This is a genomic window from Pandoraea faecigallinarum (assembly GCF_001029105.3).
In the GTDB taxonomy this organism is placed as follows: domain Bacteria; phylum Pseudomonadota; class Gammaproteobacteria; order Burkholderiales; family Burkholderiaceae; genus Pandoraea; species Pandoraea faecigallinarum.
On record NZ_CP011807.3, the window covers coordinates 3,646,328 to 3,659,445 of the forward strand.

Below are 13,118 nucleotides of genomic sequence, written 5' to 3' on the forward strand. Positions count from 1 at the left end.
GCCCGTGAGGATCCACCTTCCTTTGCTCACTCGGTCACGGGGTGGGACGCGTTCATTTCATTCTCCTGTCCTTCCCGGCTCCCTCGCCTGCTCGCTTCGTGCTTCGCTTCCTTCCTTGCTTCCTTCCTTGCTTCCATCGTTACCTGCTGCCGCATTTCCAGCTTGACGTCCTGCCCGGACGGCGAGGCCGCCGTCCTGCCTCGCAAGACGATCACGGCCGCCCCCGCCGGCGCCAGTGCGAACAGCGCGAACAACCAGACCGACGCACGTTGCACGTCGGCCAGGCCGCCACCCGCCAGCCCGGCCGAGTTGGCCACCAGTCCGGCCAGCGCCGATCCGAGCGCCATCGAATACAACTGCACGGTCGTGATCGACGCTGATGCCAGTCCCTGCTCGCCGGGACGCACCGCCGTCATCGCTCGCGTGAGCAAGTGTGGCCAGCCGATGCCCACGCCAACGCCCACCCCGAACAATGCAATGCAGATCGCGGCGAGTCCTGCGGCGCTCGCAAAGAGCGACGCTTGCGGGAGCAACCACGCCAGCGCGAACATGCCGAGCGCGACGATCACCGGACCGAGACGCACGCGACGCTCGGCACTCTCGCCATGCCGTGCGGCACTCGTCATCGAGCCGGCCGACCAGCCTGCGGCCATGAGCGCGGCGAGGTATCCGGCGGCGAACGGCGTCTGCCCGTGAATCGTCTGAAGGAAATAGGGGATGTAGATTTCGCTCGTCGTCGCCAGTCCGAGCAGGCTCATGACCGCGTACAGCGCGCCCAGACGCGTTCGCAGCGAATACGCTCCCGTCGGCATGAGACGCGGCAACGCGTGCCGTACGCTGCGCTCGCGCTGTGCCAGCCACCACGCGAGCAGCAACCCGAGCAGCATCCAGATGACGGCCAGGACGTGCGAACTCACCACGGCGCCCAGTGAAATCGCCACGGCCGAGGCGCACAGCAGCACCACTTTGAACCAGGGCACGGCGTGGGCATCGTCGTGCGTCCGCGAAGTGCCGTCGGCGCTCGACACGGCGCGCCCTGCCGGCACCTGCGCGCGGATGATGAGTCCCAGCCCGGCCACGATCGGCAATAGCGACCAGAACGCCCAGCGCCAGTGGCCGAACTGCGCGAACACGCCGCCGACTGCCGGTCCGCAAAGCGTCGCCACGCCCCACATCCCGGAGACCAGTCCCATGGCACGCGACCAGAGCGGCGGCGCGAAAACGATTCGGATCAGCGCGTAACTCGACGCGAGCAGAATCCCGCCACCGAAACCTTGCAACGTGCGCCCCCCCAGCATCCACGCCATGTTCGGCGCTGCCGCGCACAGGATCGTCCCCGCACTGAAGCCGACCAGCGCCATGACGTAGGCCACGCGAGGACCGAGCGCCGAGAGCATCTGCGCGGCGAATACGGAACCGAGGATCGACGCGACGACGAACAACGTGGTGTTCCACGAGTAGAGATCAAGTCCGCCGATGTCTTTCACGATGGACGGCAGCACCGTCGTCGCCACATAGACGTTGGTCGCATGCAACGCCACGCCACCCGCCAGCGCCAGCGAACGCCAGCCGTTGTTGCCACTGAGCAAATCGCGCCAGCCCGGCGCACGGGAATTCGTCGTGCTCGTTGTCATGGATGGACAGTCACCCACCGGGAGACTAATATGCAAGAAAGTTCTTGGATATTACATGCCTCACAATGAATTACCCAAATAACCACTTGGATAATAGGGCACCCCATTCAGGCATGTCGGGTGCGGGGAATGAACGCGTTCTGCATTGGTTGAAGACGCAGGGCCCGGCATCGACCGCCGAAGTTGCGTCGGGATTGGGCATCACGGCCGAGGCTGCGCGTCAGCAGGTGCAGAAACTCGTGGCGGACGGATTGCTGGCCGGCGAGACGATGCCCACGCGCGGCGCGGGGCGTCCACGTCAGGCCTGGACACTCACGGAGGCTGGCCACAGCCGTTTCCCCGATGCCCATTCCAATCTCACCATTCAGTTGATCGGCTCGATTCGCCAGCTTTTCGGCGAGGACGGTCTCGACCGTCTGATTACGCAACGCGCTCTCGAGACGCGCGCCCACTACAAGCGCGCCATCGATCCGTTGCCGGGACTGGCGGCACGGATGGAAAAACTCGCGGAGATCCGTTCGGCGGAGGGGTATATGGCGCGCGTGGAGCGCGACGGCGACGACTGGCTGCTGATCGAGGATCACTGCCCGATCTGTGCCGCCGCGAAAACGTGTCAGGGTTTTTGCCGCACGGAACTCGATCTGTTTCAGGAGTTGGTCGGCGAGCGCGGCACCGTTTCGCGCGAAACACACATCCTCGCAGGCGGACAACGCTGCACATATCGGGTGAAACCGGGCGCAGCCGGCTGAACCCGAATGAAAGCGCCGGCACGAAAACGCCGCCGGCGCGTTGATGCCTCAGTGGCTTGGCGGCCTGCCCTGCATCCTTCGCTTCAGCGCGGCTGAAACGCAATCAGGCCCATGCCCGCGAGCGCCACGGCCACGCCGGCAATATCCCATGACGTCGGACGCATGCCGTCGACGAGCCACAACCACACGATCGCCACACCGATGTACACACCGCCGTACGCGGCATAGACGCGCCCGGCCGCGGCGGGATGCAACGTGAGCAGCCACGCGAAGAGTGCGAGCGCCATCGCGCCGGGCACCAGCAACCACGCGCTGCGATCTTGCCTGAGCCACAGCCAGGGCAGATAGCAACCGACGACCTCGGCCACCGCGGTGACGACATAAAGCAGAAAGGTTTTCATGCCGCGATTATGCCCGGCGTGTGTGCGATGCGTCATGCCCACGCGCCCCCTTCGCGAGCGGCGCGGGCCTGCGAGAATCCCGTAATAGCCTAAAATGCCGCGTTCACCGGAGAAGCTCATGGAATCGTTGGAAGCCCGCGTCGTCGAACTTGAAGTCAAGACAGCCTTTCAGGAAGATCTGCTCGAAACGCTCAACGAGATCGTCACACGCCAGGAACAGCAAATCGCCCTGCTTCAAAAGCAATTCAAGGCGCTTTATCAACAGATGCAGTCGCAGGGACAGGGCGGCGGCAGCGACGGGAATGCCCGTCACGAGATTCCGCCGCATTATTGAGACGGATCGCACGGTCGCACGGTCGCACGGCGTTCGGGGCGACGGGGCAATGGGGCGACGGGGCGCCAATGGGATGGCCATCGCGGACGCCGGGTGTAAACGCCCCGCCTGCGGATCCACGCCGCCCTCAGAACGATTCGACGCCGCGCGGGTCACACGACCATCGACGACCCAAGCCCACCCGCTCGCCGGGCATTCGTGACATGACCTCGCAACGCCAGACCCGCCGCCCCAGCCGTCTCCAGCACATCGTCCGTTTCGAGGACGCGGCACATGCCGATGGCATGCCCGGCGTCTCACGCCGCGACGGGCTGCGCCTCGCCGTCGGCGGGCTGCTCGGACTCACGCTCGCGCCGTGGATGCGCGCCGCCGAGGCCGCGTACAACATCTGGACCGGCGAGTACACGATGACGCGCAAGGAGATCGAAAGCGCCGTCGACAAACGCTTTCCTACAACGCTCAATTACGGCCAGTGGCTCTCCGTCGAATTGACTCACCCGCAGATCGGCTTCAATCCACAGGCGAACCGCGTCAACACGCAAGTCGACGCGCAAGTGCAGAACGTCCTGCTCCAGGGCCAGCCCCTCAAGGGTGTGCTGGCGATCTCCAGCGCGCTGAAGTACGATCCGGTCCGCCGCGCCGTGCTGCTCGACAATCCCAGCGTCGAGCGCGTCGACGTGACCGGCATGCCGCCTGCCTACGGCCAGCAACTGACGGCCATCGGCGGCACCGTCGCGCAGCAGGTCCTCAACCAGTACCCAATCTACACGTTCAAGCCGGAGCAATTGAAATACGGCGGGCGCGACGTCGAACCCGGCGCCATCACCGTGTTGCCGGACGGCATCAAGGTCGAAGTGAAGACAAAGTGAGCCTCGGCGCGAACGACACCGCACCCGCCACGAAATGCAATGCAAAAGAGCAGCCCGAGAGCTGCTCTTTTCACATTCCGCGTACGGTGAACGGTGTCGTTAGACGATGGTCAGCGTCACGTCGATGTTGCCGCGCGTGGCGTTCGAATACGGGCACACGACGTGCGCCTTTTGCACGAGGTCTTCCACCACGGCACGGTCCACGCCCGGCACGCTGATTTTCAGTTCGGCCTGAATGCCGAAGCCGGTCGGGATCTGGCCGATGCCCACGGCACCGTCGATCTTCGTTTCCGCCGGCAACGCCACTTTCTCCTTGCCCGCGACGAACTTCAGCGCGCCGAGAAAACAGGCCGAGTACCCGGCGGCGAACAGTTGTTCCGGGTTCGTGCCGCCAACGCCGGGGCCCCCCATTTCCTTGGGGACGACCAACTTGACGTCAAGCACGCCGTCGGACGAGACGGCACGGCCATCACGGCCTCCGGTGGCGGTGGCATGGGCGGTGTACAGCACTTTTTCGATCGACATGACGAACTCCTGGTAAGTAGAGAATTTCACTTCCAAACTTCGACCTCATGACCTGACACGCCATCGAGGCAATGCCTTGCAGCCAAGCGGCCATCTTAATGCACCTGTGGGACACCGTTCGTGAGCATCGATTCCACCCGAGGCCGACGGCCGTCCCGTTTGTTGCCCTTCTCATCATCTATCTACTTATAGATAGATAAACTACCCCAAATAAACGGGAGAGTCTCTCCCGTTGTCGTTCTCCCCGCGGCGCCATGTTGGCGTCTTCGCTCAGGCAACGCCGCACACCGACGCGACCACATCCTCCAACCGCGATGGCGCACGGAACAATCGCGACGCCATCACACTGCCCTGAAATCCCGCGAACAATGCGCGCGCCGTCGCTTCGGGCGAGGAAGTCAGCTTCAGCGATCCCTGCGTCTCGCCTTGGGTCAGCACCGCCGCGAGCCACGCTTCGTGATACGCGAAGAATCGTTGCACCGCTTCGCGCACTGTCTCCGGCAGCGTTTCGATGTCGGCCGCCAGCATGCCGCACAGGCAAATCCGGTGACCATCTTCGACGATACGTCCGAACCCCTGCGCGTACAACGCCAATTTCTCCGGTGCACGTAGCGACGCATCGATCTGCGTCAGTCCTTCACCGATCAACGCGTCGTACGCCTTGATCGCTTCGAGCACCAGATCTTCCTTGGCGGGGAAGTAGTAGTGGATGCTCGACGTCTTCACACCGACACGCTCGGCCAGGTCCCGATAACTGAAGCCGTTGTAGCCTCGCGTCATCAGGAACGTCTGCGCCTGTTCCAGCAGTTGCTCCCTGACAGTGGGCGCGGCGGACGATGTCGTTGTGCGGTTCATGCATCGAATCTTATCTATCAGTAGATAGATAAGTCAAGCGATTTTTCGAAGCGTCCGATGAATTCTGCCGATGAGGACGATAGGGAACCCGTCGCAGAAAAAACAGCGGCCCGCGGGCCGCTGTCGATGCGGTTGGCGACACGGTGCCCCCGTGCCGCCGGCGCTGCCAAAGTACCATTACTGAATTGCCGCGCGATCAAAAGTCGATCTTGGCGTTCAGGCTGACCATGCGCGGGTCGGCCGGTTTGATGTAGTTGTCGTACTGATATTCCCAGTATTTGCGGTTGGTGAGGTTGCTCACGGCGGCACGCAGGGTCACGTCCTTGCCTGCAACGCGTGTGCGGTAGGTCGCGCCAACGTTGATGAGCGTGTAACCCGAAACCGTCAGCGAGTTCTGCGGGTTGAGCGCCGTGCGGCCGTTGTAGCGGATGTCGCCACCGACCGACAGGCCCGGCACGTACGGGATCTTGTATTCGACGTTGCCCGAGAGCACGAAGCGCGGCGCACCGCCTACGCGGTTGCCGTCGAAACCGCCTGCCGTACGTGCGTACCAGGCGTCGAGCGCCATGGCGCTGGCGCCGAGGGTCCATTGCGGACCGAGCTTCACGGAACCGGCGAGTTCGATACCCTGGTAGACGGACTGACCGTCGGCCACACGCGCATTGGCGCTGTTCGTGTAGACGGCACCGCGCTCGATACGGAAGAGCGCCGCCGTCGTGCTCCACGTCGCCTGCTCGGTCTTCACGCCCACTTCATATTGGCGGCTCTTGAACGGGTTGAGCACGGCGCCCGCGTTGGCGTACGACGAGGCAACCACTTCACCGGCTTCGAGCGCCTCGACGTAGCTCACATAGGCGGTCGTATTCGGCGTGAGCTTGTACATCGCGGCGAGCGTCGGCGTGAAGACGCCGTTCGTCGAATATGTCGACACGCCTTGCGCGTTGGTCTGATCGTAGTTCGTGAAGCGACCACCGGCCAGCACCGAGAAGCGGTCCGTGATCTGCACGGTGTCGGACGCGAAGACAGACTTCTGCTCGATGGCGCTGGAGCGCTGCGCCTGAAGCGGCGTGCCGTCGCCGTGGAACTGGTAGGAGGTGCCCTGATACAGATTGCCCGTGTATTCCGGGCTATAGACGTAGGCGTAGTCGTTCGTCTGATATTGCGAGGCGTAGCCGAACGCCAGCCGGTGGGTCAGCGCACCGGTGCGGACCTTGCCCTCTGCCGTCACTTGCCACGCATGGAACGTATTCACTTCATCGCCCAGATCGTTCTGGCCGCTGAAGTCGCCCGCGCCGTTCAGCAGAGACAGCGTGGCTTCGTTACGGTCGCGCGTCGACTTGTTGTAGGCGAAGTTGGCCGACACCTTCCAGTCCGGATTGATCTGATATTGCAGACCCGTCGTGTAGAACTGCGTGATCGTGTTCAGGTGCGTTGCCTGCGTTTGCAGGTTCGCATTGGACACATTGATCGGGGCCGGCAACTGGTTGCCGGTCAAGCGAAACGTCGAGAGCGACGGCGACGTGCCCGTCGCCCGGCGGTCCTGATACATCGCGCCGAAATTCCAGGTGAGATCGGGCGTGATGCGCGCGTCGAGGGCGACGGAAACCGTATCGCGGTTCAGATTGCCGTCGGTGTACGTGCGGCCTTCCTCGTGCGTGTAATTCAGACGCGCGCCGAACATGTCGTTCGGACCGGCACGACCGCCGAGGTCGACGTGCTCGCGCCAGATCCCTTCGGACTGGTAGCCTACGTCGATGCTCGCGATACGCTCGTCCGTCGGCTTTTTCGTCACGTAGTTCACCACACCGCCGGGGGCGACGAAGCCATACATGAAACCGGACAGACCCTTGAGCAGTTCCACGCGGTCGAATTGTTCGTACGGCATCGTCACGCCATAGGTCATGACGGGCATGCCATCGAGCTTGAAACCCGATTGCCAGTCGACGGGCATGCCGCGCACGTAGATGTAACCCGCCCACGCGTCGAACGCATTACTGCCGTCGGTCACCGAGGCGTCGGTGACGAACACGTCGCCAAGCTTGGCGGGCTGACGTTTTTCCAATTGCTCCTGACTCACCACTGTCGTCGAGAACGGCGTGTCGAGCTGGCTGCGCGAGCCGAGCGCGCCCGCCTGCACCGATTGTTTCAGGTTCTGCGGCGTTTCGCGCAGCGCCGAATCGGTCACCGTGGTGGCCTTGAGCGTGGCCGACGCGGCCGGGGTGCCAGCCTCGGCGGCCGAGGCATTACCGGACGAACCGGCAGTGTCGGCAGCGCTCCCCGATTCGGCGGATGTCTGCGAAAAGGCCGGGGCCGGCGTGGCGGCAAGGGCAGCGAAGGTCAGAAACGCGGCGAGCGCCAGCGGACGTGCAGCAGGACGGCCAGCCACCATGCGGCGGACCCGGTGAGCCGAAGCGGAAGACATGCTTGAAATCCCGTGTATTCAGAAAACTTATTGTTTAATGAGAATCGTTAACGTTCTCATTCGCAAGTTTGGGATATTAGCAAACCCGCACGCACCGTCAACAAATGTTGTCGCTCCCTGACGAGGACAACACAGAAATACAACATTTCGATTCCTTACAAGGCCCGGACATCGCGACGGCGCCAGAACAGGCGAAATCGCTCGCGGGTCCCGAACATCCTTGTTGCTCCTTCACCGGGAAAGGGGCCAAATAGGCTAATATCGCGGCACTGTCGCCTACCGAGCGGCTCATTGAACGGAACGCCGGCCCTCATCCGGGGCGTGCGCGCAAGTGGTATGGAACTCGACGCCATTGATTTGAAAATTCTGCGGGAGCTGCAAGCCGACGCCCGCCTCACCAACGTGGAACTCGCCTCGCGGGTGAGCCTGTCGCCGTCGCCTTGTCTGGCGCGCGTGAAGGCACTTGAGGCAGCGGGGTATATTCGCCAGCGCGTGACATTGCTCGATCCGTCGCGTCTCGGGCTGCATATCAACGTCTTCATCCACGTCACACTGGAAAACCAGAATCGTGACGGTCTGGACGCCTTCGAAACCGCCGTGACCGCCCTGCCCAACGTCATGGAGTGTTACCTGATGTCGGGCGACGCCGACTATCTGCTGCGCGTGATGGTGAGCGACATGGCGGCGTATGAAACGCTCATCACCGACCGCCTCTCCCGCATTCCGGGCATCCGGAATATTCGTTCGAGCTTCGCGCTCAAGCAGGTGATGTACACCACGGCCGTGCCGGTGCCCGGCCCCGACGATCCCGCCACCGGTCATGCCTGAGGCGTCGCCCGCCGACACCGCCACCGGGCAGCCGCCGCACGAGGCGGGCGGCGGCGCCACGCAGCAGATCGCGTTGCACGTGGCGGCCATGCTGTTCGGCGCCTCGGCACTCTTCGGCGAACACATTGCCGCGAGCAGCACAACGATCGTCTTCGGACGCGGATTGTTCTCGTGGCTCGCCCTCACCGCCATGGCGCTCGCCGGTCTGGCTGGCGTGCGTGGCCCGGCACGACTCTCGAGCGGCGTACCGTGGCGCGGCATCTCCGCGGCCGCGGCAGGCCGTCTGATCGTTGCGGGCGTGCTGCTCGCCGTGCACTGGCTCGCCTTCTTTCTCGCGATCAAGGCGGGCGGTGTCGCCGTCGGCACGCTCGGTTTCGCCTGCTTCCCGGCGTTCGTGATTCTGCTGGAATGGCCGCTGCGCCGCGAACGTCCCTCATGGGGCGACATGGGCGTCATCGCGCTCGTTTGTCTGGGGCTCGCGCTTGTGACGCCCGCCTTCGACTGGCAGGCCGGCGCGACGCTCGGTCTGGCATGGGGCGTGTTGTCCGGCGCGATCTACGCCGTCATCGCGCTCTCGAACCGCGTGCTGGGCGCGCAGGCCTCGCCATTACAGGCAAGCTGGTGGCAATGCCTTGGCATTCTCGTCGTGCTCGGCCCGTTCGCCTGGCGCGAGGCGTTCGCGCTGCCTGCCGCGCAATGGGGCTGGCTCGCGTGTCTCGGTATCGTGTGCACGGCGCTCGCCTATACCCTTTTCATTCATGCGCTGCGTAGCGTCAAGGCGAGCCAGGCCGCGGTGGTGATCGCGCTGGAGCCGGTCTATGCCATCGCGTTCGCGTGGGTGCTGTTCGGCACCGCGCCGACACTCAAGATGGCTATCGGCGGCGTATGCATCGTCGGTGCCGTCGCCTGGTCCGGTTCGATGCGCTCACGCCGCCCGGCTCGCTGAGCCTCTGCCGCGAGGCCGGAAACGGTTGGAGCGGGTTTGGAGCGGTTCAAGCGGTTCAAGCGGTTCAAGCGGTTTAAAGCGGTTTAAAGCGGTTCAGAGGAACATGCCGCCCGACGCTTCGACGCGTTGGCCGTTGATCCAACCCGTCTCCTCACTCAGCAGCGCCGCCACGGCGCCGCCGATGTCGTCGGCCTCGCCCACGCGGCCCAGCCCGGTGTTGCCCGCGACCATCTCGTGCACCGCCTGATTGTCCCGCACCGTGCCGCCATTGAAGTCGGTGGCGATAGCGCCCGGAGCAATCGTGTTGGCGCGAATGCCGCGTGCGCCCAGCTCCTTTGCAAGGTAACGCGAGAACACCTCGATACCGCCCTTCATCATCGCGTACGCCGAAGCGTTCGGCAGCGTAAAGCGGGCCAGACCGCTCGAGACGTTCAGAATGCGCCCGCCGTCGGCAATCATCGGCAGCAGGGTTTGCGTGAGGAAGAACGGGCCCTTGAGATGCAGTCTCACCAGATAGTCGAACTCATCTTCCGTCGTCTGCACAATCGACTTGTGCAGACCGGTGCCCGCGTTGTTCACGAGGAAATCGAACGTGTCGCGCTTCCAGGTTTCCTGAAGCAGGCGCTTGACCTGCGCCGCGAACGGGGCGAATTGCGCCGTGTCCGACGCGTCGAGCGGCAGCGCCACGGCGTTCGCGCCCATCCCGACGATATCGGCGACCACGGCCTCGGCTTCGGCGCGCTGGCTGCGATAGGTGAGGATAACGTCGGTGCCACGCTGGGCGACGGCGAGCGCCGAAGCGCGGCCAAGGCCACGGCTGCCACCGGTAATGAGAGCGATCTTGCGGGTCATGGTAATTCTCCTGGGACTCAAGGCATCGGGCAGCACAGGCGGGCGCCGCCCCGTTGAACACATCGGACGGCCGCGCCGGCCGTCTCTCTCGCTTGCCGCGCCAACCAGCGTCGTCGTCGGAGACGGTGCGCTGTGAATGCCGCGGTATGTTCAACATGCTATTGCATCGAATTTCACCAATAAATCCATTGAATTTGATTACACTGATCAAATTCAAATAACAATCGCTCGTCTGCACAGACGGCGCTCTTGCCGCCATGCATCAGCTCGACGCCATGCGCATTTTCGTGCGCGTTACGGAGACCGGCAGCTTCACGCAGGCCGCCGACAGTCTCGGCCTGCCGCGCGCGAGCGTGTCCAACGCCATCAAGCAACTCGAAACGAAACTGGGAACGCGTTTGCTGCATCGGACCACGCGGCGCGTTCAGCTCACGCAGGACGGTCAGGCATGCCTTGAGCGCTGCAAGGATCTGCTCGCCGACATGGAGGAGTGGGAGACGATGTTCGTGGCGCGCGACGAGGCGCTCACGGGACGGCTGCGGGTGGATCTGCCGGCCACGCTCGCGCGCACGACGATCATTCCGCAGTTGCCGTCGTTTCTGGCGCAGCACCCGGCCCTGCGCGTGGAACTCTCGAGTACCGACAGGCGCGTCGATCTCGTTCGCGAAGGATTCGACTGCGTGCTGCGTGTGGGCGCCGTCGCCGACTCGACGCTGATTGCGCGGCCGCTCGGCCACATGCGCCAGATCAACGTGGCGAGCGCCGCGTATCTGAAACGCTACGGCGTACCGCAGACGCTGGAAGATCTGCGCTCGCACCGTCTGATCCACTACACCACGACGCTCGGCACCCGCCCTGCCGGTTGGGAGTACCACGACGGCGAGCGCTATACGCAATGGCCGATGGAGGGCGTGTTGACGGTGAACAACGCCGACGCCTATCAGGCGGCATGCATTGCCGGACTCGGCCTGATTCAGGCGCCTGAAGGCGGCGTGCGGGCGTTGCTCGCGAACGGCACACTGCAAGAAGTCATGCCGGCGTTTCAGGCCGAGCCCCTGGCGGTCTCGCTGCTCTATGCGAACCGCCGTCACCTTCCGCGCCGTGCGCAGGCCTTCATGAACTGGCTCGCCGACTTGCTCACGCCGCGTCTGACGGCATTCGACGAGCGTCCTGCGACACGCCGGTAGACGTGCGGCGGGCGCTGTCACCACGTCGCCGCCGCGCGCCTTCCCCCTCGATGGCCGGACCGGCCTCGATCGCTACAGCCCCTGCTCGACCATCGTCACGAGCCGTTGCCCCAGTGCGTCGACCTGATCGTCGGGCAGATCGCGCAGCGGCCCGTCGATGACGAGCACCGCCAGGCCATGCACGGCAGCCCAGGCCAGATACTCCGCGCCGGGGCGCTGGTGCGCACCGATGATGCCCGCGGCGGCCATGCCGTCGAGGGCGGCGCCGAGCAATTCGAACGGATTCAGGCCGCTCGCGCCCGCCTTGTCCGGTCCGCCCGCCGAACGCACGTTCTCCGACGGTGCAAACGCCGTGCGAAACAGTCCCGGCTGCCGCCGTGCGAAATGCAGATATCCGATACCGACGGCGCGCAGCAAGGCCCGCGAGCGCGCCATGCCATCCGGCAGCGACGCCGCATCGATCATTGCCTGCTCATGCTCGATCGCCATGGCCAGCTCGGCCAACGCCGCCGAGCGCACCGCGTCGAGCAAATCCTGACGGTTCGCGAAGTGCCGGTATGCCGCATTGGGAACGACCCCGGCGCGGCGTGTTGCTTCGCGTAGGATCACTGCGTCCGGCCCGCCGTCGCGCGCCAGCGCGATCCCCGCTTCCAGTAACGCCCTGCGCAGGTCACCGTGACGGTAGGTCGCGCGCGCCGGGCCGGTCGTGGTTTCTTGTTCTGACATTGCTACCCCTTGTGGACAGTGTCCATTATGTCTGCTATTGTTTGTGTACACTGTCCACAAAAGCAAGTCGCCCTGCGTCATGGGTGCGTGGATAGCGTCACATTCGCACCTTGGCTGCCCAGGCACTATGGTGGGTCTATGTACCGAGGTATCGATGACGTAGGACCGATGACACTTCCCTTAACCGGGCGATCCCGACTCCCCTCGCGGTCGCCCTTGTTGCAGACATATCGAGGAGCGCTCCATGCAAGTTCATTCCTATCTGTTTTTCGAAGGCCGTTGCGAAGAAGCGATCGATTTCTATGTGAAGACGCTGGGCGCGAAGCCCGGCATGATGATGCGCTACGGCGACAGCCCGGAAGCGTGTCCCGAAGGCATGCTGCCGCCGGGTAGCGAGAAGAAGATCATGCATACCGAGTTCTACATCGGCGATTCGATGGTGATGGCGTCCGACGGCATGGTGAGCGGTCAGCCGAAGTTCGACGGATTCTCGCTGTCGGTCGATTTCACGGAAGTGGCCGAGGCCGAGAAAGCCTTTCACGCGCTGGCCGAGGGCGGCTCGGTCAACATGCCGCTCGGCGAGACGTTCTTCGCGAAAACGTTCGGCATGGTGAAGGATCGCTTCGGCATGAACTGGATGGTGATCGTGCCGAAGGAAATGCCGAAGGGCTGAGGCGTGCGAGCACGCCGCAACGGCTTCACGGCGGTTGCAGCGCAGCCTTCGGAAGGATGCGGGATCGGAATCGACGGCGGTTTCGATGCCCGCATTTTTGTTCCGCCGTGTGTGCCC

The 13,118-nt window shown here is 64.0% G+C and carries 14 protein-coding genes; 7 read left to right on the plus strand and 7 right to left on the minus strand.

Annotated elements, in window-relative coordinates:
* Positions 1-26 precede the first annotated feature (26 nt).
* Complete coding sequence (locus AB870_RS15910) at positions 27-1,634, minus strand: MFS transporter (RefSeq protein WP_064674851.1); 1,608 nt, start codon at positions 1,632-1,634, stop codon at positions 27-29.
* 149 nt (positions 1,635-1,783) lie between these two features.
* Between AB870_RS15910 and AB870_RS15915 the strand changes: the two genes are divergently transcribed.
* Entirely contained in the window at positions 1,784-2,383 is a 600-nt protein-coding gene (locus tag AB870_RS15915; protein ID WP_418303968.1) for a helix-turn-helix transcriptional regulator, read from the plus strand.
* 83 nt (positions 2,384-2,466) lie between these two features.
* On the opposite strand, the gene AB870_RS15920 is transcribed toward AB870_RS15915, so the two are convergent.
* Positions 2,467-2,784, minus strand: coding sequence for a YnfA family protein (locus AB870_RS15920; protein ID WP_047905470.1), 318 nt, complete (start codon positions 2,782-2,784; stop codon positions 2,467-2,469).
* Between the two features lie 118 nt (positions 2,785-2,902).
* On the opposite strand from AB870_RS15920, the gene AB870_RS15925 reads away from it, so the two are divergent.
* Both AB870_RS15925 and AB870_RS15930 read left to right on the plus strand, forming a co-directional pair.
* Positions 2,903-3,118 (plus strand): SlyX family protein, encoded by a 216-nt coding sequence (locus AB870_RS15925; protein WP_047908278.1) that lies wholly within the window; start codon positions 2,903-2,905, stop codon positions 3,116-3,118.
* Positions 3,119-3,321: 203 nt separating this feature from the next.
* On the plus strand, positions 3,322-3,987 hold the full coding sequence (locus tag AB870_RS15930; RefSeq protein WP_237169959.1) for a DUF1439 domain-containing protein: 666 nt from the start codon (positions 3,322-3,324) through the stop codon (positions 3,985-3,987).
* Between the two features lie 99 nt (positions 3,988-4,086).
* Here the strand turns inward: AB870_RS15930 and AB870_RS15935 are convergent, their stop codons facing one another.
* From AB870_RS15935 to AB870_RS15945, 3 genes are all read right to left on the minus strand, one after another.
* On the minus strand, positions 4,087-4,512 hold the full coding sequence (locus AB870_RS15935; RefSeq protein WP_047908280.1) for an organic hydroperoxide resistance protein: 426 nt from the start codon (positions 4,510-4,512) through the stop codon (positions 4,087-4,089).
* 270 nt (positions 4,513-4,782) lie between these two features.
* Positions 4,783-5,367 carry a TetR/AcrR family transcriptional regulator gene (locus AB870_RS15940; RefSeq protein WP_047905471.1) on the minus strand — a complete coding sequence of 195 codons (585 nt, stop codon included), beginning with the start codon at positions 5,365-5,367 and terminating at the stop codon, positions 4,783-4,785.
* 196 nt (positions 5,368-5,563) lie between these two features.
* Positions 5,564-7,789: a TonB-dependent siderophore receptor gene (locus tag AB870_RS15945; protein WP_084663761.1), complete on the minus strand. Its 2,226-nt coding sequence runs from the start codon at positions 7,787-7,789 to the stop codon at positions 5,564-5,566.
* 336 nt (positions 7,790-8,125) lie between these two features.
* Between AB870_RS15945 and AB870_RS15950 the strand changes: the two genes are divergently transcribed.
* Entirely contained in the window at positions 8,126-8,617 is a 492-nt protein-coding gene (locus AB870_RS15950; protein WP_047905472.1) for an Lrp/AsnC family transcriptional regulator, read from the plus strand.
* Positions 8,610-9,563 carry a DMT family transporter gene (locus AB870_RS15955; RefSeq protein WP_084663763.1) on the plus strand — a complete coding sequence of 318 codons (954 nt, stop codon included), beginning with the start codon at positions 8,610-8,612 and terminating at the stop codon, positions 9,561-9,563. Before AB870_RS15950 ends, AB870_RS15955 begins: the two co-directional genes overlap by 8 nt.
* A gap of 93 nt (positions 9,564-9,656) precedes the next feature.
* Here the strand turns inward: AB870_RS15955 and AB870_RS15960 are convergent, their stop codons facing one another.
* Positions 9,657-10,415, minus strand: coding sequence for an SDR family NAD(P)-dependent oxidoreductase (locus tag AB870_RS15960; protein ID WP_047905473.1), 759 nt, complete (start codon positions 10,413-10,415; stop codon positions 9,657-9,659).
* Between the two features lie 257 nt (positions 10,416-10,672).
* On the opposite strand from AB870_RS15960, the gene AB870_RS15965 reads away from it, so the two are divergent.
* Positions 10,673-11,602, plus strand: coding sequence for a LysR family transcriptional regulator (locus AB870_RS15965; protein WP_047905474.1), 930 nt, complete (start codon positions 10,673-10,675; stop codon positions 11,600-11,602).
* A gap of 72 nt (positions 11,603-11,674) precedes the next feature.
* Here AB870_RS15965 and AB870_RS15970 read toward each other — a convergent pair whose 3' ends face one another.
* Positions 11,675-12,328 carry a TetR/AcrR family transcriptional regulator gene (locus tag AB870_RS15970; protein WP_047905475.1) on the minus strand — a complete coding sequence of 218 codons (654 nt, stop codon included), beginning with the start codon at positions 12,326-12,328 and terminating at the stop codon, positions 11,675-11,677.
* 244 nt (positions 12,329-12,572) lie between these two features.
* On the opposite strand from AB870_RS15970, the gene AB870_RS15975 reads away from it, so the two are divergent.
* Positions 12,573-13,001, plus strand: a complete 429-nt coding sequence (locus AB870_RS15975; protein ID WP_047905476.1) for a VOC family protein — start codon at positions 12,573-12,575, stop codon at positions 12,999-13,001.
* Positions 13,002-13,118 lie beyond the last annotated feature (117 nt).